The following is a 26783-nucleotide window of genomic DNA, read 5'->3' as shown; positions in this document are numbered from 1 at the left end:
ATCTTTTGTTTTTTACGGCTTTTATTATAAACGATTCCAATTCACGACACAACCGATTTTCTCCGGTTTTCCGCTTTTTCTGTGAAAATACACTACAGTACACGGACGCCCCACCGCCGGGCTGTAACAAGATTATGCCGATGCTTCGCATTCCGACCCGGCTGTATCAGGTATGGAATAATTGCCCCGTCAAAAAGATACTTGCAGCGATCCCAGCCGCTGTTGCAGCAAGAGCTCCAGGCAATGTCCAGCGTGTCTTTCGGATATGTGCAGACATAAAATACACACTCATGGTATAAAACACTGTCTCCGTACACCCCATCATGATAGAAACCATATTTCCGACCAGAGAATCCGGCCCATATTCTTTAAAGATGTCAAGGATCAGACCAACGGCTGCAGAGCTGGATACGATCCTCACCAGAATGATCGGGATTACCGGAACAGGGATATGGCAGAGTGCGGCGGGAATCTTCAGAAGTTCCGATACTGCTTCAAGAATCCCCGAAGCTCTTAAAACTCCCACCGCTGTCATCAGTCCGATCAGAGTCGGAAGTACATCCGCCACAGTGTGCATTCCTTCCTTTGCGCCATCCAGAAAATCATCGAACACCGGTCGTTTTGCAAGGATTCCGGAACCGACGATATAAAATACCGTGAGCGGTACCATAAACTCTGAAAGAAAGATCAGAATATCCATATTTCTTTCCGCCCGATCAACATCTTCTCCTTTTCATTGTATTCTCCGGAAAAATCCATTATACTAAGCACATGGAGGTGTTTTTCACTATGAATATTCTTTTTCTCGAATATCCGCCGTGTTCCACCTGTCAAAAGGCAAAGCGCTGGCTCGATGAGCACCAGGTATCTTATACCAGCCGCCATATCAAGGAAAATAATCCCAGTGTGGCAGAACTGACAGAATGGTACAAAATGAGCGGACTTCCGTTAAAAAAATTCTTTAACACCAGCGGACTTCTCTATAAATCCATGGGACTGAAAGATAAACTCCCGACTATGAGCGAGGAAGAACAGATTGCCCTTCTGGCAACTGACGGCATGCTCGTAAAACGTCCGTTAGTGATCGGTGACTCCTTTGTTCTCACCGGTTTTAAGGAAAAAGACTGGCAGGAAAAGCTAGGGTGACTGACGCCCTGGCTTTTTTCCGCTTTTCACAAACAGCCAGATTCCCGCTGCCAGTAAAAGTACACTTACAAAACTCACCGTTATCGTCGTGATATGGCTCTCCAGCCATTCAATGATCCGCTCTGCGAGACTTGCCTGTACAGTTTCTTCGGAAGTATCCGGGATCGTTTCCGGCTGGCTCATGATCTCCGGCTCTGGTTCGATCCCTGTCTCATCTTCCGTTTCCGGGAGAACTTCCTCATAAATTCCAATATACTGCTTTCCTTCCAGATCCGGTGTCCGGATCTGACCGCCGTACTTCGCTTTTACGTTTCGGACCAGTTTGCTTCCAACTGCGGCTGCGTTTCTGCATATCACCTCCCCATCTTCATAAGGTTCGCCGTCCCACTCCACGCGGTCTACCCGGTAATACTCCCGGGACAGTCCGGCGAGATCCAGAAGTTTTTCTCCGTAGTCAGCAAGATCCGCATTCCCGGGGATCTCCATATCTCCCAGATAAAATGAGTCTGCTCCATACCCGGAAACCGTGACCGAAAAAGAAAAGGTATCTGACCATTCTCTCGATATTTCTTCCACATCCACAAGAGAAAGCTCCCGCTCAAACTCTGTGCCGGACTCCTCATCGATCAGGGGAACATCCGCTGTCTCCGGCACTGTATCATCTCCTTCCAGATCATATGGGATTGTCACCTGGGCATACGTCATTTCTCCTGTTTTCTTTGCGTTTCGGATTCGCGTTGATACCAGACGGTATTCTTTTTCGCCCTCGGTCCTTGTCTCTTCCGGTAGAAATTCCTCTCCCCCACCCGTAAATATGGGGCTTTCATACGTCAGAGTCTCTTTTTCTTCTCTTTTTTTCTCCGCAGGCGATGTCTCTTCTCCGGACAGAGTTTCTTCCACCTGCAGCTTTCTTTCCTCTGACGGCAATTTTTCCGCGAATGCAGGCATGAAAAAAGATACACATAAGAGAACTGCCTCCATTCCTAAAAATCCGAATATTTTTCTGACCGGAAGCCGGATTTTCCGGCTTCCATCATTTTTCATCCTCATGTTCATTGTTCCTTTCTTCTCTCTCCTTTTTTATGTGAAGATACCAGAGTCCAAGGAATCCGACAAACAGACCGGTTACTGCAAGCTCTGGTCTTCCCGCATCTCCCGTTTCCGGGGTTCTGAGATCTGTCCTGCCTTTTTGGTGGACGTGCCCCTTTCCGCTGCCTGAAAATTCCCGTTCATAGCGTACCGTGATCGTCCCATATGTTTTTTTCCGTTCCGGTTCCGGTTCTGTCTCAGGCTCTGTCCACTCCGCTTCCACCGGTTTCTTTGGCTTCTCACCAGGAACAGATGGCGTCGGACGTTCCGGCTCCGTTGGTGTTTCCGGCGTCTCCGGCATTTCCGGTTCCGTCGGTGTTTCCGGAAAAGTCGGGATATCGGGTTCTGTCGGCTGTTCCGGCTCCGTCGGTGTTTCCGGTTCCTCCGGCGGCTTTCTTCGATCCGTCATCTCGATCTTCACGAAATTTCCGTTCTCCGGCACTGTAAAGGAAATGGATTCCGCGAGCTCGTACCCGTCAGGAGCGGATATTTCTGTCAGAATATAGTTCTCACCTGCCGTCAGCTTTCCTTTTACAAGATGCGGAGTCTTCCCGGATATCCAGGAATCAACAAGCCTTCCATCAGAAGTTTTTAACTCCAGGGAAGCTCCTGGAAGTTCTTCCCCTGTCGTGAGATCCAGTTTACTGAATCCGGCTCTTGTCGTTTTATTTTCGACAGAAAGTTCATACAGCTGGATCAGATCCTCTTTTTCCCTGTCAAACACGACCGAAAAGGTTTCTTCACAGCGTCCGTATCCCGGAGGCGGCATGAGCTCCCGAACTGTATATTCATACATGATCCAGGCTCCATGATCCAGATATCCGATTGAAAGTTCCGGCGATAACGCGATCCCATCTTCACCAGTCGCAAACACAGTTTTCTCCCCTGTCTGTACACAGACAGCTTCAAACCAGGCACCGGAAAGCCGCAGATCTTTATCATCCGCATCCGTCTTCCTGATCCTGATGCGCCCAAATGCTGCCCGTTCCTCCGGTTTCCGTTTATTTTCCACTTCATAACGGATAACGGTTCCGGACTGATCCACTGTGATCAGCATCGGATCTGCTCCCTGATATCCATCCGGAACCTTACTCTCCAGAAGCACATATTTTCCTTCCGGAAGCCGGTCGATCCGGTGCAGACCGCCTCTTGTATCGTAGCTGGTCACTTCCGGGAAGCTGCCGGAAAATCCGGAACGGTAACGGAACTGATACTCAAATGCCGGTGACGGCTGACCATTCTGCGTTAATTTTTCCGGATTTCCATTTGCGGATACAGAAACCTGCATTCTGCTTCCATCCGATAGCTCCCAGAGCTGCAGGATGATCCCCTGATCCTCTGTTTCTTTATTCTCCAGAAGTCTGGCCTCTCCGGAGATCACTCGTCCCGTGATTTCTTTTCTCCATGAAAACTGTTCAAATCCATTTCCATACTCGCCAAACATCTTTTCATACGCCTCCGGGACCGCCGGAAGGTACTCTGACAGGTCATCTGCCTTCCAACTGTCTGCAATCCGGTCTTTCCGGTACCCATAAGTACCGTTCTCCATCTTCACCTCCCCGTTTTCATCAAGATCCGCTTCACAGAGAACAAATTCGGGAGACGCCGGCCAGGACAGCGCTTCTTTCTCGCCGGACGTATTTCTCTCAAACTTAAGGATCTCCAGTTTTGTATGGTCATCCTTCAGGACAAAGCTCTGCAGCTCTTTTGTCTCTTCCACTGTGATCTCCATCGAAGCAGGAAGATAACCAGGCGGAGTCTCCAGCTCCTCCAGGATATAGTTTCCCACCGGAATTCCCTCAAAATACTTTGGTTTTCCATCCGTAATCCACAGCGCCGTCACCGGAACTTTGTGATTGTCCAACGGGTCTTCTGAGCTCCACACAGCAGGCGTCTCTTCTGCCTTCACAAGGTAGTATCCTTTGGGGTATTTCTCATGATCCGCAGAATTCACACGCTTCGCTTTAAAGAGCGCAAGTTTTGCTCCTTTGACAAACTTCTGATCGTATGATCCGCGGATCTCCGTCCCGTTTTCTTTATTCTGGCTGTCCGTCCCGTTTTCGATATTCTGAACATAGCTTTCTGTCCCATCTGTCTTTGCAATCTCCACCTTCGTCTTCTCATCTGACAGGACGACTCTCTGGATTTCTTTTGTCTCATTCACCTCCACTGCTGCCGGAAGCGCACGCACATACCCATCCGGCGCCTCCAGTTCCTCAAGAATGTAGCTTCCCGGGATCACACGTCTTAAAAGATCCGGCTGTCCATCCGTCTCCTCATCCGTGCTGCCGTCCTGGATCGTTTTCTCACCGCTGACCCATACATTCGGAATGATCCATACCTCTCCCTTTCTGTGTTTTAAAGGTACATCATCCGCCTCATCCTCCGGATCCCCTACATCAAGAAGATCCTCTCTCCTGTTCAAGTGGTATGCCGCACGGTTCTCCATTTCCAGAAGATCTTCATACCGGTATGTCACATAATCCCCATCCCGGTCATAGACCGATTCTCCTTTCTTGTACACGGCGCCGCTTTCCGGATAATATTTTACCAGTCCAAACTCATCGAGAACTGGTTCCATCTTTTTTTCGAAACGACCTGTTTTCGGGTTCCATGTCCCAGTAATATAGGCATTCTCAGTTTCTTCTGCGATTTCTGCCGGTCTTCCGGTCAATATTTTCCGTCTTCCGATCAAATTCCCCGATGAATCCGTCTCTTTTACCACCGGCCACACGTAAAAGACCGGTCGTTCCCTTCCATACCTTCCAATCTCCATCTTCCTCACATATGCCAGTCCCGTATAGGGATCTGTTTCCGCGTCCCTGCACAGGAATGAGTCAAGATGAAACAGCGTAGTCTCCGGATCCATCGAGGTAAACGCCTTCGACTTCCGATCATATACAAGTTTTGAGAAATCGCCTCCAGATACTTCAAATACAGGTTTTCCATTTTTCAGCGCGTAGATCGATCTCGTATCAAAGGTGATCTTCTGCCGCCGCCCTTCCCGGTCATAGCCGTAAAGAGTTCCATCTTTTCCTTTCGTTATCACATCAAGATTCCCGAGATCGTAGAGCAGGACCGGGGTATCCGGTCTCTTCACGGTCCTGAGTTTCCAGATTCCTTCGCCCCGGGTATCATTTTCCGATCCTGGTTCACGAGAGAATTCCTGTTTTTCTCCTGCATATCCCTCCTTTACGACAATATCTGTCACATTTCCGTTTCTGTCCCTTGTGACCTCCACACCTTCAAATGCGTAATCCTCGGAATCTCCGGTCGTTTCTACCCGGATCGCGTCATAAAGCGCAAGTTTCGCTCCGGTTACATATGGGTTCTCATGATCTGCCGTTTCAAGCCTTTTTGTCACATAGCCGTATCCCTGAAAGACACCGTTCTCATAAACGAGCTCCACCCTCTCTCCGGCATGTTTCCGCTCTTCCAGTATCTCCAGTGTCCCTTTCTTCCAGCCAAATCCCTGGTATATCCCTGCATGATCATAGGCAAGGTCGAGATTCTCCAGTCCATACTGTGCGCGAAGTTCAGAGATCGTACCTTCCACGCGGCCTGATACCTTCATTCCACGAGTTGTATCTATTGTCTTTGTTTTTGAAACTTCCAGAATTGTTGCGGTATTTTCCGCGTAGATTCTGGCTGTATCCGTGACATTCTTCGGATGGATCCCCTTCGGATCCTGCTCATATCCATAAACGGATGCTGCCGTTTTCTCTTCCGTCCAGCCACCGGAATACAGGATCCTGTCACTGTAGATTTCCACCGCCACAGGTCCTGAACGTACATATCCAGACGGCGCCTTTATCTCTGCCAGCACATAGACTCCTGCCGGAAGAGGATTTGGCGTTTTCGCGTAACCTGTTGCCTGAAGAATCCCCTTTTCCGCAATATCCCGGATTGTTGGGATCGCCAGGAGCGTTCCCGCCTGCAGTCCATCTCTGTCCGTAAAGCTTACAAGATCTTCCTCATGACAGACCGGCGTTCCCGCAGGAACCGTTCCGTAAAAGAGTTCTCCGGCTCCAGGCGCTTTCCGCGCAAACGGCCGGATCTCCTTCGCTCCCATCGCTTCCAGAAAATATCTGCTTCCCAGGATCATCGTATCAGCCGTGTAACACGTTACAGCTCCATCACCATTCTCTGCCTCATTTCTCTCTGCACGGTAGATCCCGAATACTGCGTCATCGTAAAGGATCGGTTCCCCTGTTTCCGCATCAAGCTTTTCAATTCTCACATCAGCATAATATTTCCGGTCCAGAAATGATTTTTCTCCATATCCTGTCCAGCTCTTGTCATCTTTCTGCTCATTCGGATCTACAATGCTCCATGGAACCAGCATCGGCGCATATTCTCCGTTACGAGCTGTTTTTACCCCTGTCATCGTCTCCTTTCCATCCGTTTTCGCTCCGTATTCGCTGTCTGACCGATAGTGATAATATCGCCCCACCTTCCCGTTTCCATAAGGTTCATAATGGCCGGTCTTTGCTTTTTCTGAGAGGCCATATGGATAAACTTCAAAATCCCCGTCATTGCTGTGGGCACTGATCACATACTCCCGCAGCTCCTGCTGCTGATTTTTGTCCCACTCCTCATTGAAGCGGATCAGGTACTTTTTCGCAAGATCCCATGGGGAATACGCTCTCTTATAAATATAGTTTTCTCTCTGATCATCCCCGGACTGTCCTGCTGCCTCCGGAAGGAAGATCTCCTTCGGCGCATCAATCTCATAATGCCTGTTCTTAAAGTCCAGTAATTCAGGTGCATATGGCTGTTCCTCTGCGATCACATACTCTCCGTATGGGAGATATTCAGAAACTGCCGCAGCTGCCTCTTCCTTTGTCTCCCCATTTTTCTTTTGAACGGTCAGAGTTGTCTGATCTCCGTCAGAACCACCGTCCTCCTCGCTGTCCCATGCGATCGCGTAGATCTTTCCAAGATCATATCGGAAAAATGGCTGCAGATACTCCTCCGCCTTTTGGATCGCAAGAAAAAAGGCATGGTCGTACTGCTCATCCGGATATTTGCTCTCTTTATACTGCAGATTTTCCATCTCCTCTTTCAGATACCAGTCGATGGCGAACTGCCGGACCGCATCCGAGCGCTTTGTGTTTTCTTTCGCATATTCTGAAGTATTGATCTCATTTTTCTTTCCGCTGATAAGGCTGGACGCAAATGGTTTAAATGACGTATTCCACAGTTTTCCCTTTCTCTTCCAGCGATCTGTATCCGCCGTTCGGATAGCCGCGAAGAACTTTTCATAGTTATACTCGTGAATCGTTCCTTCACCCTGGTCAGAATCTTTCCTCCGCGCCACCGTCTCCAGTACCTGTCGGATTTCCTTTCTCGTATAGATCTTCTGCACCAGCTCTGGAAAATGTTCCCGGTATTCTTCGATCTGCACCGGATTTCCGTTTTTATCTGCCCAGGAAATCTCTCCGTCTTTTGTACAGAAAATTCGTTCCAGATTGGACTTCAGGTAGATCTTAAAGCGGAAATTCCCGATATTTTCTCCGTCGTCCGTCTTTTTTTCCACGCGTATTTTCTGTTTCACAGGCCGCTCAAGAACAATTGCCGGTGTCAGTCCCGTATCCCCGTCCTCGCTGATCTTATCCTGCCCGCGATAGATCAGCCGCTTTGCGATAATATAGGTATCGGAAAGATCCCGGTTCTTCGAAACAGACGCTGCAAGAGCTGCACCCGAAAACCTTACAAGGTATTCCGCATAGCCGATCCGGTCTCCCGCCCGATATCCCCGGACATTCGCATTTCCAAGCATCCGGATCTCTTTTTCCGTCAGAACATGGCTTTTTTCCGGAAGTTTTGCAGTAAAGTTTAAAGTAAGACTCGTCTTTTTATCATTGAATTCTTTTCCAAAAGAATCCTTCCCCGCGGTCTTTATATGGATCCTGTATACACCGTTTTTCTCCTCTCTCACCACATCCGGAAGTTCCACGTCTTTTTCCACGACTTCTTTTTCTGTCGTGATCTCGATCTTATCTTCCGTCTTTGTAAGTGGAACGCGGTATCCATGTGCCGGATCTCCAGACAGGTAATCGATCACGTCTTCCCCTTTTTTATGGTAAACCATGACCTGATGCATGATCTCCGTCAGTTTTCCATCCGTTCCCGGCATCATGACCGGGGTCAGTGTCGCGTCAAGATAATATCTTCTGCCTCTGCCGTTCCCGAGCATGTACTGTCTGTCCACCTGAAACCGATACTTTCCACTGTTTTTATATTCCTGGTAGACCCAGCGAAGATTTACCGGATCCTCGTATACGGCATACACGCAGTCCACCGTTTTCCTTCCATTTTCCGTTTTCGATGTGAAAAATCTTCGATTCCCGATCGAGGATGCCCCGGCGTACAGGGTGATCTGATAGTGGTCTCCTTCTCTTCTGATCATGTCGATCCCACCAAAATTCCACTGGGGATGTTCCTGATACCAGGTGAAAATATTCTGCATGAGATCCAGGATACTGTCATTCTTTTTGCATGTGACAGAGATTTCCTGTACTGCTGCCCCATATACTGTTTTTTTCGCTGTTTCTCCTGGTTCCGTCGTCATACCCCAGACATCTGTCTGACCTTTTTTCACTCCCCGGTTGTAAATCGGTGCAGTTTCCATAGAACGGATCCCTCCTGCAGTAACCGGGACATCATATCCGTTCTTTCCGAGGATTTCCTCCGTCTGCGCTTTCAAAAAGAGAAACGCGTCTGCTGTTTCGTCTGAAAGATCACATTCCTCCAGTTTTGCCTGAAAACGTTCATCGTCCTCATCGACAGACAGATTTTCAAGGCGCATCGGTATTTTCTCCGGGATCTGCTCCACCTTTAAAATCTGCGGTTCCATTCGGATCACCGGTTCCTGCCCGGTGATCTTTCCCGCTGCGTTACGTTCCGGCTGATAGAGAAGGTCACTGGAATCGCTTTCCGCCTGCTTCCATATCGTTCTTCCTGCCGCATCTTTCACGATCACGGTCTCTGTTCCCGTCACATGAGGTCCTGTGACCAGCTCTTCTCCTGTATCGACACGATAAAACTTTGTCCCTTCCGGGAAGCCGCAGGCGAGGATCTCATATCCTCCATCTCCGTTTTCCCCGGCAGTTCCCGAGGAACTCACCGCAAATGCAAGTTCATCGTATCCTTTTCCGCTTCCATCATCGCCTTCCATCGCAGCCGCAAGCTCCGGCATCGTAACCACCGCAGTTCCATTGGCATCTGTCACAGAATCCGGCACATCATATCCGCTTCCCCGGTTTGTAATCTGCTGCTCCATTCCATTTACAGAGAGTTCATATCCCTCGCTTCTTGAGAGCTCCTTTATATAATATTTTCCAAGGATCAGCGGGCGTCCGATCCAGCAGTTTCCGTTCTTTTCTGTATTCTTCTGATAAAGATTTTCCGGTCCGTTCCAGGAAATATCATTTCTTTTGCTGATCTTCCCTTCCCCGTAATCGTATTCCATCCCCGGTTTTACGGTATAACACAGGAAATCTGCATTTCCGTCCTGATCTGTCGATGCCGCAGCCACAAGATCATTCTTCCTGTAGACGATCCCTGTATTTGTCAGGGTCCCGTTTCCCGCTACTTCTGCGTCCGGATGGATAATGTCTTCCGCCGCGAAAAGACCGTAAACAGCCCCCTGAAGTGTTCCGTCCCCTTCTGTATCCCCGTAGGATGAATACTTATCAGATTCTCCCCGGAAAAGGTCCAGATCTTTTTTTGTAATATGGATCCGTCCTTCCGTCCGGTGGTCATAGACATGCCATGCATCCCCACAGTTTTCCGCTCCGTTACAATGCGAATATTTTCCGGGATCCCCGGTATTCAGATGCCGGATCCCATCTTCCTCTGCATCTGCCAGGATATCCGCAAAATCTCCAACACCTTCAAACTCACCCCAACCGTCTGATCCTCCATTTTCCTCTTCCTCATCCTGATCTTTTCCCCGGAACAAGTCATAAAGCATCCGGAAAATACTTTTCTTTTCTGCATTGGACTCCGTCGCCCTGACAGCCGCAGCTTCTGAGTCGGAAGCAGTTCTCCTCAGAACATTTCCCATCGTGCTTTCCACCATCGGTATTTTTCTTTCTGAAACACTGTTCTCACCCATACTTCCATTTCCCGAATACCAGATGTTTTCCGCGATCTCGCGGCTGCTTCCGGACACCTTCTCCGCATTCGCTCCTGCCTCGGAAGAATCCGTCATGATCATCTCCACCGGAATATCATCCTGATGCAGATCATGGAGTATATACCCACTTCTCGCCTGGATTTCTTTCCAGGTATAAGTAAAACGCAGTCCGATAAATTTCCGGTAAGTCTCTTCACAATCTGCTTTACAGCCGGATCCTTCAAATGCATCCTGAGACGCGGCACGGTTCTTTCGCATCATCCCGGCGCCTTCCCGGCTTCTTCCGTCTGCTTCTCCGCTCTCCAATACCTCCTTCACTTCGTCATAGACACTCTCATCTGCAAGCCAGTGGAAGTGGCATCCGCCGTCCGCCTCTGCCTCGCAGGCCTCTGCTAACTCCAGCCACTGTTTTGCCGCCGCCCGGTTATTGTCCCGCGTCTGTTCTGCCGCCTCCTCATAGGCATCGCTTTTCCCATCACCTTTTCCCTGTTCTTCAGGCATATTTGCCCAGGATGGAGCGGCATGTCCGTCGCAATATGTCTTTTCATAGGCATACTTTCTGGTATCGCGATAAGTAATTTCACCCTTTTCATTCGTGGTTCCTTCAGAAAACACCTGGAAGTCTCTCCATGGACGAAAACTTAAATTTTTTTCCGCAAGTTTTCCCTCTCCATCCGCCTTTGAGATCTTATCCTGATCCTCAAATCTTTCATACAGATAGAACTGGCTTCCCTTTAACGGCATTCCCGTCTCATCATCATGTTTTACGAGTCTGACATTATAATCCGCCGAAAAAGTCTCTTTATGGCGATAGATCTGAAATTCCAGTGTCGGCGTCTCTGCTCCGTATTCCTGCCTTTCGTCTTTTTCTCCTCCGTCCTGGCTGATCACAAGATAAAATACCATATCCGACGGAATGATCCTCATATCCGCTTTGTAGAGTCTCTGGTGTTCCGGTGCGTTGATGCAGACCTTAAAATCCATCCACTCCCGGAGATATTCCGGATTCCAGCTGCCTTCCGTGTACCAGCCGGAATTTCCTCTCATCGTGATCTTATAACGAACCGTAGTCTTATTATATTTTTCTTCATCTGTCATACTGCTGCCGACCGCATTTTCGTTTGCAGTCGCCGAGCCGTTATTATGGATGCGGATCGCGTCTCCGCTCCAGGTCACCTCATACAGATTTGTACCCATCACAGATTTTGCAATATTTTTATCCTGGGAGGCATCCAGCCAGCCCACATTTCCCCCTGTCGATCCATTGTCCCAGACACTCTGAGGTTCGATCTTCGCAATATCGCGGATAAACTCCTTTCCGAGCACAAATTCTGTATCCAGTGCCCCCGGTCCGTCGGAAAAAGGCAGTACCTGGAATGGCACTGCCGTATCTTCTGAAGTCGCTCCCCGGATCGCGTCCGGTGCTTCTTTCCCCGCCGCCAGTCCGACCGATGACGCCTGCTCCATTGCAGCGATCGCGCGATCTTCGATTTCCGGATTGTCAGCCACCCAGGCAAATTTTGTTCCGGCATCGTCTTTCACATATTTTACGATATTGGCACTCGATGTTGTGGAGGCAATTTCCGCATAGAGGCCCGGATCAAATTTTTTTGCCGCGTCCTTTAACGCTGACCAGTTATCCGGATACGCCCAGAATAGCCGTTTCGCCTGCGTCTCCGTAAGGGGAGACGGCATCGTATCAAATTTATACATGTCATACCGGTCGACTTTTTTCCATCCTTTTCCTCCATCGAGGCAGTAGAACGGTGCCGTCGATTTCTGCGGCCATATATCCGATGCCTCGGACGGGAACGGGAGTGGAATCCCCACTCCCGTGATCGTCATGATAACCGCCAGAAAACCGGCTATCCATCGCCTTCTTTTCTTCTTTTCCATCCTGATCCCCCGCCATTATTTCTTTCCAAATGTCTGCACAACCCCGTGAACACACCATGCACCTGTATCATCCACGGTATATCCGTCCGGTGTCATACAGCCCGCCAGCATATGTCCGTTTTTCTGGTCCATATAGTAACATTTTCCGTCGATCCAGTTCCATCCCTTTGTCATTCGTCCCGTCGGTCCAAGGTAATACCATTTTTCTCCCTCTTTCAGCCATCCGGTCTGCATTTTTCCCTGGTTTCCGTCGCTCGTCTTCCGGAGGTAATACCAGCTGCCATCCTTTTCGTCGAGAAACCAGCCGGTCTGCATCCTGCCGTCACTTGCGAAATGAAACCAGGAAGTTTTTTCCTGACCTTCTTTTGCGTATGGATTGTAGATCCAGGCCCATTCACCGGCATAAGTTTTTCCGCCGGAAACAAACCGCCAGCTTCCGTCTGCTTCTTTTCTCCATTCACCGGCAATACTTCCTTTCGGCTGTTCTCCTGTATTCTGCAGCTTTTTCAATACACTTCCCGTACTTCCGCTGCCAGAAGAATGTCCTCCGGAACTTCCTGACCATGTCCGGTCTACAAGTTTAAACGTCAATTTTACCGGGATCTTTTTTTCAATAGTTCCTGCCTTCACCGTGATCTCATCCGTGGTTTCCGCCGTATACGGGTATTTCTTCATCGCCTCCGTGATCCAGGATGCGCCTGTATCTGCCGATATCACTCCGTTTTCCGCTTTCACAGCTCCGGATCGAGATCTCCATTCAAGTACAAAATTTCCGTCTCCATTCCCTTTGAGCGCCGCTTCGGGAACAAGTTCTGCCGTGATCTTCTGAGCATCCGAGCCCTCCCAGCTAAGTACCGGGTTGTATCTTGATCCGCTTTTCGTAAGTGTCAGCGCAAAGGTCAGCGTATCCTGATCCGCCCTGATCTCCTCAGGCATCACCACCGTCTGGTCATCCGTCACAAAGTCCACTTTCACACTGCAGGCTGCCGACTGGATATTTCCAAGCGCATCCTTTGCTGCCATGATCACATCCGTGCTTCGGGTCCCATATCCGGTGCGTTTTTCATAAATATGTTCCGCATGAGCCGCGTCATCTGCTTCCATGAGATCCAGGATCCATCTTGTATCCTTTTTGGCGCTCACCTTCGCGTTCCGGTAATCGCCGTCCGCGATCCCTTCTTCCACAAAACCGGCATCCATCTGGATGATCGCATGATCACCGACTGTCCAATTGATATCTTTTTTGTCAAAATAATCCGGTGCAAAGGTCCCCGAAAGGATCTGTGGTGCTGATACTGTGAGTGTCTCCTGCGGATTTTTCCGGTCACCGGTCAGTTTTCTGGTGACTGTAAAATTTAAAGCCGTCTTATTGAGAGATGCTCCTTCCGCCGCGACCTTCGTCCGGTCTTTGATCTGGAAGGTTACCGGGATCCTGCAGTTTGCCGTCACAGACTTCTCCTCGAAACTGGATACAGGTCTCGTTTTTGCCGTCAGGACAGCAAGTCCACCCTGAATTCCGTTTCCGTAAATCGTATCCTCGATCGGATACCGGTACTGTTTCTTTGCCTGCTCTGCCTCAGCCTTCCCGACGATGTCCTTAAAAAATCCGGCATTCAGATTCAGCTCGATCGAAGCGCTCTTTTTCGTATATCCGGACTCATCCTCATCATCATTTTTCTTTAAAAGGATCAGTTCATCATCGTCCACGCTCCATCTCACCGCCTCATCAGCGACATCATTATTCTTATCGACTACCGCCTGGATCTTCACATCCTGGACCTTTGTCCCTGCTTCCGGCTTTCCGTTCAGATATCTCGCCAAAAGTTTTCCCGCGCTGTCCCGCACTTCCGTTGTGATCGACGGGTTCATCCGGTCGCCGGTGCGCTCCTCTGTGACCCTGAAAGCAAATTCCTGAGGCTCCACCCGCACGCCTGCAGCCACCTTCTTATAGACAGCAGATACTTCCGTGTCATGCTCCGGCATCACAAACTGGTAGGAACCGCCTGTCTGATAGCTCGTCTTCCTTCTTCGCCCCAGAGAGTCCGTATAAGTCGGCACACCGTCCATCTGGAATTTTTCCGTCTCCGTATTCCTGGGCGCTGTGAGGACTGTCACCGTGTCCCCGGCCACCACTGCACCCCGGTAAGCTTTATGAAATTCTTTACTGTACGCGGACGGACCTTTTGCTGTGAGAACTGCGACATCGTAGAAATTCTCTGAATTTGCCGCCGTATCCACCTGGAGAACCGAAAGCAGATATCCCCGCACTGGCCGTCCCACGGAATTTGGTGCGAAATGGTCCGGAGTATACAGGCCCTGTCTCGCCGCATCCTCCGTATCCACGACATGGAGGACTCCGTTTTCGAGTTCCTCGTAGAAATAGAGCTCATCCTCTTTCTTTACATTCTGTCCCTGGACTAATGTGTAGAAATTATCGCCCTTGTTCCAGAAGCCGATATGGGCATCATATGAAAACCGGTTATCATCCGAAACTCCGGAACCACAGACTCCGGCCGCGATCTTTTCCTCCGTGTCTGCGAACAGATACGCTGCGTCCGCGCCAGCCTCCGCACCATAGCGGAAATGGAACCCAGTATCGTGCGTTCCGATGAAGGTTCCCTCCCGCGCCGCACTTCCGAGTCCAGAGGACGCGATCGTTCCCTCAAATCTCGCCACTTTGATCTTTCCGGAGGCATATTTTCCGGTAATTCCGCCGATAGACTGGGCACCGCTTCCGCCGATGGTCCCCATCACATGCGAATTAAAGATATCTGCAGAATTCTGAAAGCCCGCAATTCCGCCAACATAACCACCGCCCTGGATCCTGGCGCTCAGGCTGTCCCCGGTATTCACTTCACAATCCGCGATCAGTGACTCGGAGGCCCGCCCGGCAATTCCGCCAATGAAGATCCCCTTTCCGCTTCCCGCGTCGATCGCCACATGGTCGGAAACACAGTTTTCCACCACAGAATCTTCCAGAACATCCGCGGTCACTCCGCCAACGGTGCCGGTAGTCCTCAGTGTCCCATTTACCGTCACATTCCGGATCACCGAATGCTTTGCCCGGCCCGCAAGAATTCCTCCATTTTCCTTCACTGTGATCACATGTCCCGGCTTTACTTTAAGATCCGTGATCTCCGCGTTCTCCACCATTCCGAACAGTCCTCCAAAGTCCCAGGACGGCTGGTACATGCGAAAATTCGAGACAGTCTTCCCATTTCCGTCAAAATGACCTTCAAACGGACTCACTTTTCCCGCCCGCATATCCGCACCGGTTCGGTAAAAACCGATCGGGATCCAGTTCATGCCGCCGAGATCGATATTTTTCCCCAGTTCAAACCAGGCACCTCTATAATTACCCGGGTACGTTCCCTCCCCGCTTCCAATTTCCATTCCCATGGACGCGAGAACCGCAAGTCCGATCAGATGCTCTTTTGTCGTGAGCTGGTAAGGTTTTTCTTTGCTTCCGTCTCCGGATCTTCCACTCAGGAAGCTCATATCACCTACATCCGCACCCCAGATCTCATCGTCCGCCGCGAATACAGCGATCTTCCCGGACGCATCCGACGCAGTCGCGATTTTCCCCTCCGCCGTCTCCACGCTTCTTAAAACTGCCATTCCCTTTACCGGTGTTCCGAGCGCCATGCAGACTCCTAATCCCGCTAACATCATCCGGCTCTTTCTTCCTCTGTTTTTTCTGCTCTTTTTCATATTTTCTCCCCTCTATGCCTGCGGCAGACAGAACGCCGGACAGATTCCGATCCCGCTATCCGACACATCCGCCTGTCTGAGGCATCCGTTTTCCAGATCTACAACATATTCCCTGTTTCCGTATACAAAATTTCCATACTCGTCTGTCTCATAAGCCGGTGTGCGGAGCCAGAATCCCCTGCTGTAAGAACTTCCCTTTCCTTCCGGGTTCCAGATCTCCTCCCGGTACCGGTACGCCTCCTCAAGAGACAGCAGAAAGAAGCGGTCCCGGCATTCCTGATACGAAAGCCGGCAGCTCCGAAGCCCATCCATCCGGGTCTGCGCAAAATCTCCGGTTTCCGTCCTTCCTGTAAATGCGGTTACTGTTCCCGTGTATACAAAGTCCGCATCCGGAACCGTATTCTCCTCCTGTTCTCCCAGCCACTTTCTTACCCGGGATTTCTTATAATTATTATTCTCCCCGAACGAAAGCAGGACCCGTTCCTCATATGTGCTCTCCACGTCAGACCGGATCACACACTCCGCCAGAAACAGCGCGCGTTTTCCATAGTTTCCGCTTCCATCCTGATAATCATCATCAATGCAGCGGAATCTGCAGACTTTTCCCGCGACATTCCGCAGGATCACATCGCCGATCTTCCAGGACGCCCGGTCTTTTTCATCCCCGAACTGATCTCCTGTTCCGGGCACTTTCTCTTCTCCGGGATCCGGCGCCCGCCCCCGCCACTCAAAACCGATCCGGCAGTCCGAAAACAGCTCACCGTTCACACTTCTCGTTCCAAGATCTGTCTTTGAAATATTGATCACATCCGGAAACATCTGCGCGATCACCAGCGTATCAAATGCACTTTCTCTTCCTGTTACCGTGATCTCCTGTCTTCCTTCCCGGTCTGCAGCAGACACGGATTCCATAAAGAATCTTCTGCCTGCTTCCCGGTCCTGCAGGATCACCTGCTCCGCTGCCGAGATCTCTATCGGTCTCTCCGCCGCATAGGGGACAAGTTCCCCGCTGCAGCCTGCGAGTGCGCCAAAAGAACCTGCAGCAGCAAGCCACTTTACCATTTTCCTTCGATTCATTTTTCCTCCTGGATATTCCGGCTAAAGCCGCCGGCGGCTTTTCGATGAAGCAGACACCATCTGCTTCCGGAGATTTTTAAGACTTTAAAAAGATCTGTCATGATTTGACTGGAATGTCCCGGACGGTTCATTCCTCTGTTTGTCCATAACTATATCACAGGACCTTTCCGGAATCCATATCGGATCCGTAAAACCATGCCCCTGTTATTTGGTCAGTTTCACGAAAATATTTTTCTATTTTCGTCATTTTTGCCAATCCGTTTTCATAAAAATCCCTGCAAAGTCAGTGTTTACAGGCATTTGATAATGTAAAAAAGAGTGTGCACCATTGGCACGGAGTGCCTTTGGATTTCACCGGAAGTTCCTTTTAAGAAAAAACGGGACACGCCGCGCGCATCCCGTTTTCTTCTCCATATTGTATTTACCGAACTTCCACCGTCCGCAGGAACTCCTCCATCGGGATCACACCGTCACACACCAGATCTGCCAGCTCTTCCCGCATGGTCCGCATTCCCTGTGTCTTCACTATATATTCCTCGATCTCCCATGCAGGCCGGTTCTCCGCTGTCATCCGCTTTAATTCCCGGTCCATCACAAAGATCTCATGGACCGCAGTTCTCCCTTTGTATCCTGTATTCAGGCAGTGTTCACATCCGCGCCCGCGTTTTGCACTTTTCACCGTTCTTCCAAGCAAACGCTGTTCCTCCTCCGTGAGTTCCACCGCCTCCGCGCAGTGCGGACACACCTTTCTCACCAGTCTCTGTGCCGCCATGCCGCACAGACTGTCCGCCGTGAGGTATGGCTCCACGCCCATATCCGCCATTCTTGTGATCCCGCCCACTGCACTTTTCGTGTGCAGAGTCGAGAGCACCAGATGACCGGTGATCGCCGCGCGGACACTGATCTTCGCAGTCTCCGGATCTCTCGTCTCGCCGACCATGATGATATCAGGATCCTGTCTCAAAACCGCGCGGAGTCCCGATTCAAAGGTAAGTCCCGCCTGTTCATTCACCTGGATCTGGCTGATCCCCGGAAGATATCGCTCCACGGGATCCTCGATCGTCACGATATTTACCGGCTGTCTCAACAGATATTCCAGGATCAGGTACAATGTCGTGGTCTTTCCGCATCCTGTCGGTCCGGTAAGATACAGGATCCCGCCCGGACTCCTCAGGATCTGTATCATCTTCTTATAATTTTCTTCATTCATGCCAAATGTCCCGCAATGATCGATCTCCGTCTTTCTGTCCAGAAATCTCAGCACCATCTTTTCCCCGAAGATCGTCGGGATCACGCTCGTTCTCATATCCAGCCGGATCCCTTTGATCGTCTCCCGGAAATGTCCGTCCTGCGGAACTCTCTTTTTTGCGATATCCATCCCGCTGATGACCTTCGCTCTCGTCACGAGCGGCTGGTACATGGATTTGTCAAACTCCCGGACCATCGTCATCATTCCATCGATCCTCATCCGGATCACAAACCGGTCCTCCCACGGTTCCATGTGAATATCGCTGGCATTTTTCCGGTATCCGAAGATCAGAAGTTCTTCCAGGATCTTCACCGCCGATTCTGTCTCTCTTCCAACCCGTTCCGTTTTTTCCACGCTCTCTTCCCTGTTTCCATTTCTTCCGTCTCCACCTAATGCAAGCAGCATTTTCACTTCCCCCTATCTCAAAATTTCACTGTCTGGACTGCGGTACCGCCACCGCATAAAAACCAATTCTTTATCATCGGCATCCCTTATTTAAGGCTGCTGTCCGGGGCTCCCACAAAAAATATTTCCAGATCTCTCATAAAGGACCCGTGCCCCCTCAGACACCGTGATCCTGATAAATACGCGGGATTCACTCGAATCCTCCACTGAAATTTCCGGCACGAGATCATCCTCACAAAACGTATCCAGTGAAAGCTCGTCCAGCTCCCCGACCCGGATCGCACCTGTCTGCAATCCGTCCGTCACATGCCGGAAAACGGCATCACCGATCATTTCCGCATGTTCCTGATCCCCTGTCCGCTCCAGAACGCGAACCATCATCCGCCTCATCGGAAAAATAAGAAGCATCAGCATTCCAAACAGCAGGATCGCCGTCATGACTTCCACCAGGGTAAAACCGCCTCTTTTATTCTCCATCTGCAAAAATCTCCTCCATGACCGCCTGATCCGCCCAAAAACCGGTTACCGGACGATCACTATCTTTCACCGTCTCTTCCACATAGGATCCGGATTCCACAAACTCCTCCCCGCCGATCTCCAGATGGATCTCTGCGGCTGCTGCATATTCCGCATCCCCTGTCAGGCGTTCCACTTCTGTGCCTGCTGCGGAAAGTTCCCGGCTCTTTTCGATCACGCGGGAATACCCTGAAATACAGGAAACGACAGCCTTTGACGCCAGCATCAGAATAAAGAACGCTGTCAATATCTCCACAAGCGTCATTCCGCTGTGATCTGAAAGTATTTTCTTTCTCTTTTTCATGGCGCGTTCTCCTCCTTCCGATCCGCTGTGGATGGTGTATACACGGATAGGCGTTCCCGCCCGAGAACGATCGATGCACTTTCTGTCTGCTCCCGCACCGTACACTCCGCATGCAGCACCAGTTCAGAGCCATCCTCTCGCCAGAAAGATGTCACGACAGTCCTGATCTTTTCTGACTCTCCATTCTCCGTATCCGCCCAGACCACGCCCTCGGTCACCGGAAGACCGTGTCTGGAGACAAGTTTTTCGATCACCTCCGATGACTCTTCTTTCAGGATCTTCCCTGCCAGCACCTGCACGACCGATTCCGCAGCCAGTCTCGCCTCCATTTTCGCGATATTCCGCTCTGCCCGCACATATCTTCTCGATGCTGAAGAAAACAGTAAAGTCCCAAAGACCATGACGATCATGACTGTGATCAGAACTTCTGCCATAACAAAGCCTTCATGTCCGTTCTTTTTCAATCGGTTTCCTCCTCTCAACTGCCAATACTCCCATACATGTTCCACATCGGTTCCATGATCCCAAGGATCAGAAGACCGGTGAGTGAGCCGATGACCAGGATCATCGCCGGTTCCAGGAGATTCATCAGTTTCGTGAGTGCCAGATCCGCCTCATGTTCATAATTTTCCGCCAGCCTTTTTAACATATCTTCCAGGCATCCCGCTTCCTCACCGGTGACGATCACCGCCGCCAGTTTCTTATCGAAACTGCCGCTCGCCCGGATTGCCTCGCTGAGCAGCATTCCGTTTTTCACGTCTTCCATGATCAACCGGAGTTTCCCATCCAGATAGCGGTTTCCGATGGTCCCGATTGTATACATTAAACAGGATGGGATCGGCAGTCCGCTGGAATAGAGACTCGACATGTTTTCACAGAATCTCGCCGTGCAGATCGTTCTCACCTGTCTTCCCAGGACCGGCAGTGCACACAGCATCCTGTCGTACAAAAGCCTGACCACAGGTCTCGTGATCAGAAATTTCCAGACCGTGAAAAGGATCAGTGCTGCTGCCGGAAGAAAATATCGGTATCGATACAGAAAATGGCTGATCTCCATCAGTGTTCTCGTAAGAAGCGGAAGCTTCACACCTTTAAGGAGTGGTTCCAGCGTCGGAAGGATCGCTAGAAAGACAAACAAGACCAGGAATATCATCATAAAGATAAGGATCTTCGGGTACAGCATAGCACTGCGGATCTTTCCTTCCGTGCGATGTTCTTTTTCATAATGCTCCGAGAGCTTCATAGTCGTTTTCCCGAGATGACCTCCGATCTCCGCCGACCGGATCATCTGGACTGCCAGCTCCGGAAATGCCCCTGTCTCCTCCATGGCATCCCCGATCGCCATTCCATCGGTCATCCGCTGCTTGAAAAGCCGGCATGCCCGGGAAAATCTCTGATCTGTTTCATCCGTTTCCATGATCTCAAGTGCCCCGGCAACCGGAAGTCCCGAGCTTACCAGGACCGAAAACTGTCGGAAAAAATCAGCTAATCCTGCCGTCCCAAGTTTCTTTTGCTTTTTCATGACATATCCCACCTTTTATTACTCTGGATCCCCTACCATGTTCCCCAGAAGAACAGGGAGACGATCTGATCCTCAAAAAGTCTTGCGGCAAATAGTCCCATACAGAGCGCCGGAGCAAACGGGATCCTCGCCCGCTCTCCGAATCTCACCTTTCCAAGTGCCAGCAGGACCACTGACTGAAGTCCTCCAAGAAAAAGTCCCGTGATCGTCCCGATCAGGCATGTTTTCCATCCGAGACAGAATCCTGCGGCTGCCAGCAGCCTGATATCACCGCCACCAAATGCCCCGTCCACAAAAAGATTTGCAAGGTACATGGGAAGTGCTGTGCAGAAGATCCCGATGAGCCGGGCAGTAAATGGAATTTCCGGCTCCGTAAATACCGAAAGTCCCGCCAGGATCATCAGCGGAACCAGCACCCGGTCCGGTATCATCATCGTGCGGATATCGGTCCATGCAATCTGGATCAGGACCACCGCAAGGCACAGATCCATACAAAATCTCATCTTTTCCTCCATCGTTTGTAAAAATATTCTTTGAAATTTTCTGTCGAAAAGCAAAACGGCGCAGTTGTCCACTGCACCGCATCAAAAAACCATATTTTTATGTCCCCATTTTACGGAATCTCATAAAGCTTGTCAATTCATTGCCCACATATGGGCTATAAATATCACCCGCGAAGATCAGCCTGCGGATACCGCACCACACGGTCACACACCTTCTCAAGGAGCTCCGGCGAGTGGCTGACCGCGATCATTCCCATCTCCCGCCGTTTCAGTTCCTTCAAAACGAAATCCCAGATCTGTCCCTGCGTGATCAAATCCAGCATTGTCGTCATCTCATCCGCGATCAGAAGTTTCGTCTTTCGCCCCAATGCTCTCGCGATACAGAACCTCTGAAGCTCCCCGCCGGAAACCTCCACCGGAAACCGTTCTTTCCATTCATCCCGGATCCCGAGGCCTTCCTCGATCCGCGCCCGTTCGCCCGGATCCTCAAACGTCCAGTCCCCTTCCGCAAGAACCGTACTCAGGCGCCTTTTCGGATTCACTGAGAGCTCCGGATGCTGCCAGACCATCTGCACCGGGCAGTAACCGCGGATCTTCAGGATCGGCATTCCATCGACCAGGACTTTCCCCTGATCCGGTCTCTCATACCCGGCAAGGATCTTACAAAGCGTTGTCTTTCCATATCCGCTCGGTGCCATGATCCCCACCTTTTCGCCTGGTTCCACCGAAAGATTTACATGATCCAGGATCTGTCTGCTCCCTTTCCCGTATTTAAAAGAAATGTCGATCGCTTCCAGCTTCATCTTCCGTATTCCTTTCGCATGATCTCCAGGATCTCTCCTGTGTCGCAGAGGTTTTCTCCGTCCTTTTTCCAGTTCTTCGGCATGGATCGGAACAGCGCCTTTGTGTACGGATGTTTCAGGTTCTCCTCATTCTGAAAAGCAGCCGCGTCCGTCTCCTCGATGACTCTGCCTCCATAGAGCACGACGACCCGGTCTGCTGTCAAAAGCGCCAGCTCCAGATCGTGGGTGATGAGAAGAACTCCTGCCCCGTCATCCGCCATCTCCCGGAAATGCCCCATAACGCGCGTTGCCGCCTCCATGTGAAGTCCAGGTGTCGGCTCGTCCGCAATGACGAATTTCGGTGTTTCCATCACCGCTGTGGAGATCAGAACGCGCCGCGTCATGCCGCCGGATAGCTGAAACGGATATTTTTCCCGGATATCCGGAGCCAGACCATAGCGCTTTAACACCGCCAGACATTTCTCCTTCACGGAATAATCCTTTTTCCCGTTCCGGATCTGATCCCCGATCTTCATGAGCGGATCAAGATATGACACACTCTGGGGCACAAAAACGATCTCATGTCCACGGAGCTTTTTTACCCGTTCCGCCGTCAGCGGTGTTCCAAGAAACCGGATCTCCCCGTCCATCGCGCTGTTGTAGGGCAGGATTCCCATGATCGCATGGGCTAACAGACTCTTGCCGGATCCGCTTGATCCCACGACCGCCACGATCTCGCCCGCACGTACCGAGAGGTCCATCTTCTCCACCGCATGGAGCGTCCGTCTCGAAAAACCGCGGTCATACTGTGTAAAGGTGACGGAGAGATCCTTCACTTCCAAAATCGTATCCTTCATCTTCTCCGCCTCCTATTCATGAACACTGCCCGGATCCAGAAGCCTGCACAGCGCCTGACCGATATAATGGAACAGCAGGACCGTTCCCACGAGGAAAAGTCCCGGAAACAGCGCCAGCCACCATTTTCCCATCGCAAGGTACTTCATGCTCTCCGACAGGATCACCCCGATCGCCGGACTTTCCGAGGAAAGCCCAAAGCCCAAAAATGTGATGCTGGCTTCATGAAGGATCGCATGCGGAAACAGGAGGACAAGTCCCGTAATAAACTGCGGGATCAGGTTCGGCGCCATATGGCAGAATGCGATATAAAAATTTCCTTTTCCGAGCTTCTCCGCGATCTTCACATACTGGCTCTGTTTTAGCTGCAGGACCTCCCCGCGGATGAGTCTCGCGAGCGATGCCCAGTGCGTGAACGCGATCCCCCAGACAACACCCCAGAATCCCCGCCCGCAGGCGAAGGAGATCAGGATCAGAAGCAGCATATGTGGAATTCCCATCACGATATCGATGAGCATCTGCACAATGCTGTCCGCCGCTTTTCCGCACACAGCCGCGCAGAGTCCCATAAGAAATGCCGCAGCTGCGCTGACCGCCGCCGTCAGGAGTCCGATCCGGATGCTTAAAGAAAGTCCGGCGATCGTCCGAACAAACATGTCCCGGCCCATCCAGTCTGTTCCGAATGGATACTGGATACAAGGCGCAAGATTTTTTCGCGTAAAATCGGTCTGGATCGCAGCTTCCTTCCAGAAGCTCCCGAGAACCGCAACGAGCACCAAAAGTCCAGCTGCCAGGATCAGCAGTGCGAAGCTTTTTCTTCTGCGATTTTTCATCATCTCTGCTTCGCCCCCTCCCGGATCCTCGGATCGATCACACCGTACAAAATGTTTGCCGCAAGATTTCCCACGGCGACGATGACCGCCGTCACGACTGTGATCCCTAAAAGTAACGGAACATCACTTCCGAGTCCCGCCGTCACTGCCGCCTGTCCCAGTCCCGGGTAGGAAAATACCTGTTCCACAAGGACAGAGCCGCCGATGATCTCACTCACCGACGAGAACTGAAGTGTCATGGCCGGGAGAAGAATGTTCCGGAGTCCATGACGTCTTAAGATCGCCCAGTCCGACTCTCCCCTTGCTCTTGCAAACAAAACGTAATCACTTTCCATGACCTCGATGAGTTTTTCCCTCGTATGAAGGGCGATGGATGAGATTCCCGTGATGCTTAAAGCCGCAGCCGGAAGAACCGCATGCCGGATCCTGTCCGCAATGGAGATTGCCCCTGCATCCATTCCGATCGGAACGCTGAATCCGATCGGGAACCAGTGAAGCTTCACCGCAAATACCATGAGCAGCACCATGGCCACCCAGAACGACGGCGTACTCGCCACAAACAGCGAATATCCCGTCACGATCCGGTCCATGACTCCTCCGCGCTTTTTTCCTGCGAGAACGCCAAGGAAAAAGCCGAGAATGCCAGATAACAGCCATGCCGTAAATAAAAGCCATACGGAGCTTAAGACCTTCTCACCGATGACTTCCGCCACCGGTCTCCGGTACAGAAGCGAGGTTCCCATGTTTCCATGAAGGAAGTCTTTCAGCCAGTTCAGATACCGCTCCACCGGCGGAAGATCCGTTCCCCAGTAGCTTCTGAGTCTTGCGATCTGTTCCGGACTCATGGAGCCGAGCGCGGTCTGACCGACGTTTGTCTGGAGCGGATCTATGGGCGAGGCCGCCAGGAGCCCAAACGCCAGAATACTCACAAGGAGTACCATCAGACACATCCGCGCTGCCTGTCTGCCGATCCACAGACCCGTTCTCTTTATTTCCATGTCCACTGGTCAACGTTGTTTACGATCGACCAGCCATGTCCGTGCGGATGAAGTTTCTGCTCCGCAACCTGCAGTCCGTCCTTCACCCAGTATAAATGATCAATATTCACAAGCCAGATCCACGGAAGATCCCCATCCTGGGTGATCCCTGTCGTCCCGTCCCACTGGGCATCTTTCCAGAGTTCATAGGACTTTTCAAGGTCGCTCTCCGCCAGAGCGGCATCCATGTACTTGTCCACTTTCACATTTGCATACGGGGAATATTCCGCATATTTCTTTCCCGGAGCCGTATGGTAAATGTTGTAGAGCTCCATCGGCGTGTGCGCGCCCCATCCCCACATGAGCGGAGTGGACTGTGCGCGGTCGTAGGCGGTATCCCAGCCGACTCCCTCGGTCGTCACGTTGATCCCGAATGCTTTTAACTGGTTTGCCGTGTCCTCCGCAAGTGCCTGGCGGACAGAATCACCGGTCGGATACATCAGGGTGAACTCGGCGCGGACTCCGTCTTTTGTGAGGATCCCGTCTTCTCCGGCTTCCCAGCCATCCTCTTTCAGGATCGCCTTCGCCATATCCGGATCATAATCCGTCTCCGCCGCCGGGTTATACCACGGCATCTGGTCGCAGACGCTGTATGCCACTGTCCCGTACCCGTTTAATACGTGGTCGATCATCTCTTCCCGATTGATCGCAAGGTTGATCGCGCGGCGCACACTTACATCACTTGTAAAATCGTTTCCAAGCGCCACGCCGTTCTCATCGGTCTCCCCCGCCGGGATCACCGGAAGGTTGAAGCCGCGGTTATCGACCGTCTTGCAGTCAAAAAGGGAAAATCCATCGACCGTCTGGTCAGAGTATGCCGCCGATGTGTAAGCAAGATCCACCTGTCCGGAAAGAGCCGCCGCATACGCTGCGTCCTCATCCATAAATAAGACCGTCACGGTCTTCATTTTCGGCGCATCCCCATAATAATCCGGGTTTGCCTCAAAGATCACCTGCTGCCCTTTGTCCCACTGTTTCATGATATAGCGGCCGGAACCGATCGGGTTCGTTCCATAGTCCGGACCATAAGCGTGTTCCGGGACAATCCCCGTGATCGCCATCGTGTACGGCCAGATCGAATACGGACGGTTCATATCAAACTCGACCGTGGTATCATCCAGCGCTCTCGCCTCTTTTAACATCGTAAAGTCATTGACCGAGCTGTTGTCCCGCAGTGTATTGTAAGTGAATGCCACGTCCTCCGCCGTGAGTTTCTCCCCATCGGTAAACTTTACGTCATCGCGGATCGTCACGGTCCATGTCATCCCGTCATCACTGACATTCATATCTGTCGCCAGGTCATAACCGATCGTCATATCTGCCTTTGTGACGGTCAGCGTGCTCTGGATCAGCGGCTCATGGACATGTTCTCCAGCTCCCCAGCCGTAAGCCGGATCAAATCCTGCCTCCGGCTCGGAGGACGGTCCCATGACAACGATGACGGAGTCTTTCCCGTTTTCTGCTGCCGCGCCTGTGTTCTCCGCAGCAGCGGAGGAGCCGGATGCGGAGCTTTCCGCTGTCCCCGCGTCCTTTCCGGAACAGCCGGCCATGGAACATACCATGGCGGCTGCCGTCAGAGCTGCCAGTATTGTTTTTATTGTTCGTTTTTTCATGAATTTATCCCCTTTTCTGTTCTGAAACCATGTGCAATGACACACTTTTACTCCAGACACGAGTGCAAAAAAATACCAGAAAGAAGCATACATTCTGTATGC

Annotated in this window: 17 protein-coding genes; 1 reads left to right on the top strand and 16 read right to left on the bottom strand. The window is 51.1% G+C overall.

Annotated features, from left to right (window positions below):
* Nucleotides 1–166: 166 nt before the first annotated feature.
* A complete protein-coding gene (locus ACI3EW_RS00305) occupies nucleotides 167–700 on the bottom strand; it encodes a spore maturation protein (protein WP_118532174.1) in 534 nt (177 codons plus the stop codon).
* Nucleotides 701–789: 89 nt separating this feature from the next.
* On the opposite strand from ACI3EW_RS00305, the gene ACI3EW_RS00300 reads away from it, so the two are divergent.
* Nucleotides 790–1146, top strand: a complete 357-nt coding sequence (locus tag ACI3EW_RS00300) for an arsenate reductase family protein (protein WP_118298251.1) — start codon at nucleotides 790–792, stop codon at nucleotides 1144–1146.
* Here the strand turns inward: ACI3EW_RS00300 and ACI3EW_RS00295 are convergent.
* The 15 genes from ACI3EW_RS00295 to ACI3EW_RS00225 form a co-directional block, all read right to left on the bottom strand.
* Nucleotides 1138–2196: a hypothetical protein gene (locus tag ACI3EW_RS00295; RefSeq protein ID WP_185911826.1), complete on the bottom strand. Its 1059-nt coding sequence runs from the start codon at nucleotides 2194–2196 to the stop codon at nucleotides 1138–1140. The genes ACI3EW_RS00300 and ACI3EW_RS00295 overlap by 9 nt on opposite strands.
* Nucleotides 2180–12274, bottom strand: a complete 10095-nt coding sequence (locus ACI3EW_RS00290; RefSeq protein ID WP_485663246.1) for an MSCRAMM family protein — start codon at nucleotides 12272–12274, stop codon at nucleotides 2180–2182. The genes ACI3EW_RS00295 and ACI3EW_RS00290 overlap by 17 nt, the downstream gene beginning before the upstream one ends.
* Before the next feature lie 15 nt (nucleotides 12275–12289).
* The gene (locus tag ACI3EW_RS00285) at nucleotides 12290–15985 is read right to left on the bottom strand and encodes an N-acetylmuramoyl-L-alanine amidase family protein (protein ID WP_405582411.1); all 3696 of its coding nucleotides are present in this window, start codon (nucleotides 15983–15985) and stop codon (nucleotides 12290–12292) included.
* A 12-nt stretch (nucleotides 15986–15997) separates the two neighbouring features.
* Nucleotides 15998–17062: a DUF6273 domain-containing protein gene (locus ACI3EW_RS00280; protein WP_215701995.1), complete on the bottom strand. Its 1065-nt coding sequence runs from the start codon at nucleotides 17060–17062 to the stop codon at nucleotides 15998–16000.
* Nucleotides 17063–17483: 421 nt separating this feature from the next.
* Nucleotides 17484–18716 (bottom strand): GspE/PulE family protein, encoded by a 1233-nt coding sequence (locus tag ACI3EW_RS00275; protein WP_405582408.1) that lies wholly within the window; start codon nucleotides 18714–18716, stop codon nucleotides 17484–17486.
* 90 nt (nucleotides 18717–18806) lie between these two features.
* Nucleotides 18807–19193, bottom strand: a complete 387-nt coding sequence (locus tag ACI3EW_RS00270) for a type II secretion system protein (protein WP_329752215.1) — start codon at nucleotides 19191–19193, stop codon at nucleotides 18807–18809.
* Nucleotides 19183–19536 (bottom strand): type II secretion system protein, encoded by a 354-nt coding sequence (locus ACI3EW_RS00265; protein ID WP_118298258.1) that lies wholly within the window; start codon nucleotides 19534–19536, stop codon nucleotides 19183–19185. Before ACI3EW_RS00265 ends, ACI3EW_RS00270 begins: the two co-directional genes overlap by 11 nt.
* On the bottom strand, nucleotides 19533–20000 hold the full coding sequence (locus tag ACI3EW_RS00260) for a type II secretion system protein (RefSeq protein ID WP_329752213.1): 468 nt from the start codon (nucleotides 19998–20000) through the stop codon (nucleotides 19533–19535). The genes ACI3EW_RS00265 and ACI3EW_RS00260 overlap by 4 nt, the downstream gene beginning before the upstream one ends.
* A gap of 14 nt (nucleotides 20001–20014) precedes the next feature.
* Entirely contained in the window at nucleotides 20015–21058 is a 1044-nt protein-coding gene (locus ACI3EW_RS00255; protein ID WP_329752211.1) for a type II secretion system F family protein, read from the bottom strand.
* Nucleotides 21059–21090: 32 nt separating this feature from the next.
* Nucleotides 21091–21561: a prepilin peptidase gene (locus ACI3EW_RS00250; protein ID WP_182426825.1), complete on the bottom strand. Its 471-nt coding sequence runs from the start codon at nucleotides 21559–21561 to the stop codon at nucleotides 21091–21093.
* A 164-nt stretch (nucleotides 21562–21725) separates the two neighbouring features.
* Nucleotides 21726–22364, bottom strand: coding sequence for an ABC transporter ATP-binding protein (locus tag ACI3EW_RS00245; protein WP_118651121.1), 639 nt, complete (start codon nucleotides 22362–22364; stop codon nucleotides 21726–21728).
* A complete protein-coding gene (locus ACI3EW_RS00240) occupies nucleotides 22361–23200 on the bottom strand; it encodes an ATP-binding cassette domain-containing protein (RefSeq protein WP_485663245.1) in 840 nt (279 codons plus the stop codon). The genes ACI3EW_RS00245 and ACI3EW_RS00240 overlap by 4 nt, the downstream gene beginning before the upstream one ends.
* 12 nt (nucleotides 23201–23212) lie before the next feature.
* The gene (locus ACI3EW_RS00235; RefSeq protein WP_405582011.1) at nucleotides 23213–24034 is read right to left on the bottom strand and encodes an ABC transporter permease; all 822 of its coding nucleotides are present in this window, start codon (nucleotides 24032–24034) and stop codon (nucleotides 23213–23215) included.
* Complete coding sequence (locus ACI3EW_RS00230; RefSeq protein WP_405582008.1) at nucleotides 24031–25029, bottom strand: ABC transporter permease; 999 nt, start codon at nucleotides 25027–25029, stop codon at nucleotides 24031–24033. The genes ACI3EW_RS00235 and ACI3EW_RS00230 overlap by 4 nt, the downstream gene beginning before the upstream one ends.
* Nucleotides 25020–26681 (bottom strand): ABC transporter substrate-binding protein, encoded by a 1662-nt coding sequence (locus ACI3EW_RS00225; protein WP_215701986.1) that lies wholly within the window; start codon nucleotides 26679–26681, stop codon nucleotides 25020–25022. Before ACI3EW_RS00225 ends, ACI3EW_RS00230 begins: the two co-directional genes overlap by 10 nt.
* Nucleotides 26682–26783 lie beyond the last annotated feature (102 nt).

This window comes from Pilosibacter rotomagensis (assembly GCF_045062245.2).
Lineage (GTDB): Bacteria > Bacillota > Clostridia > Lachnospirales > Lachnospiraceae > Pilosibacter.
The sequence above is the reverse complement of the archived record's forward strand: the minus strand, read 5'-3'. Positions and strand labels throughout refer to the sequence as shown.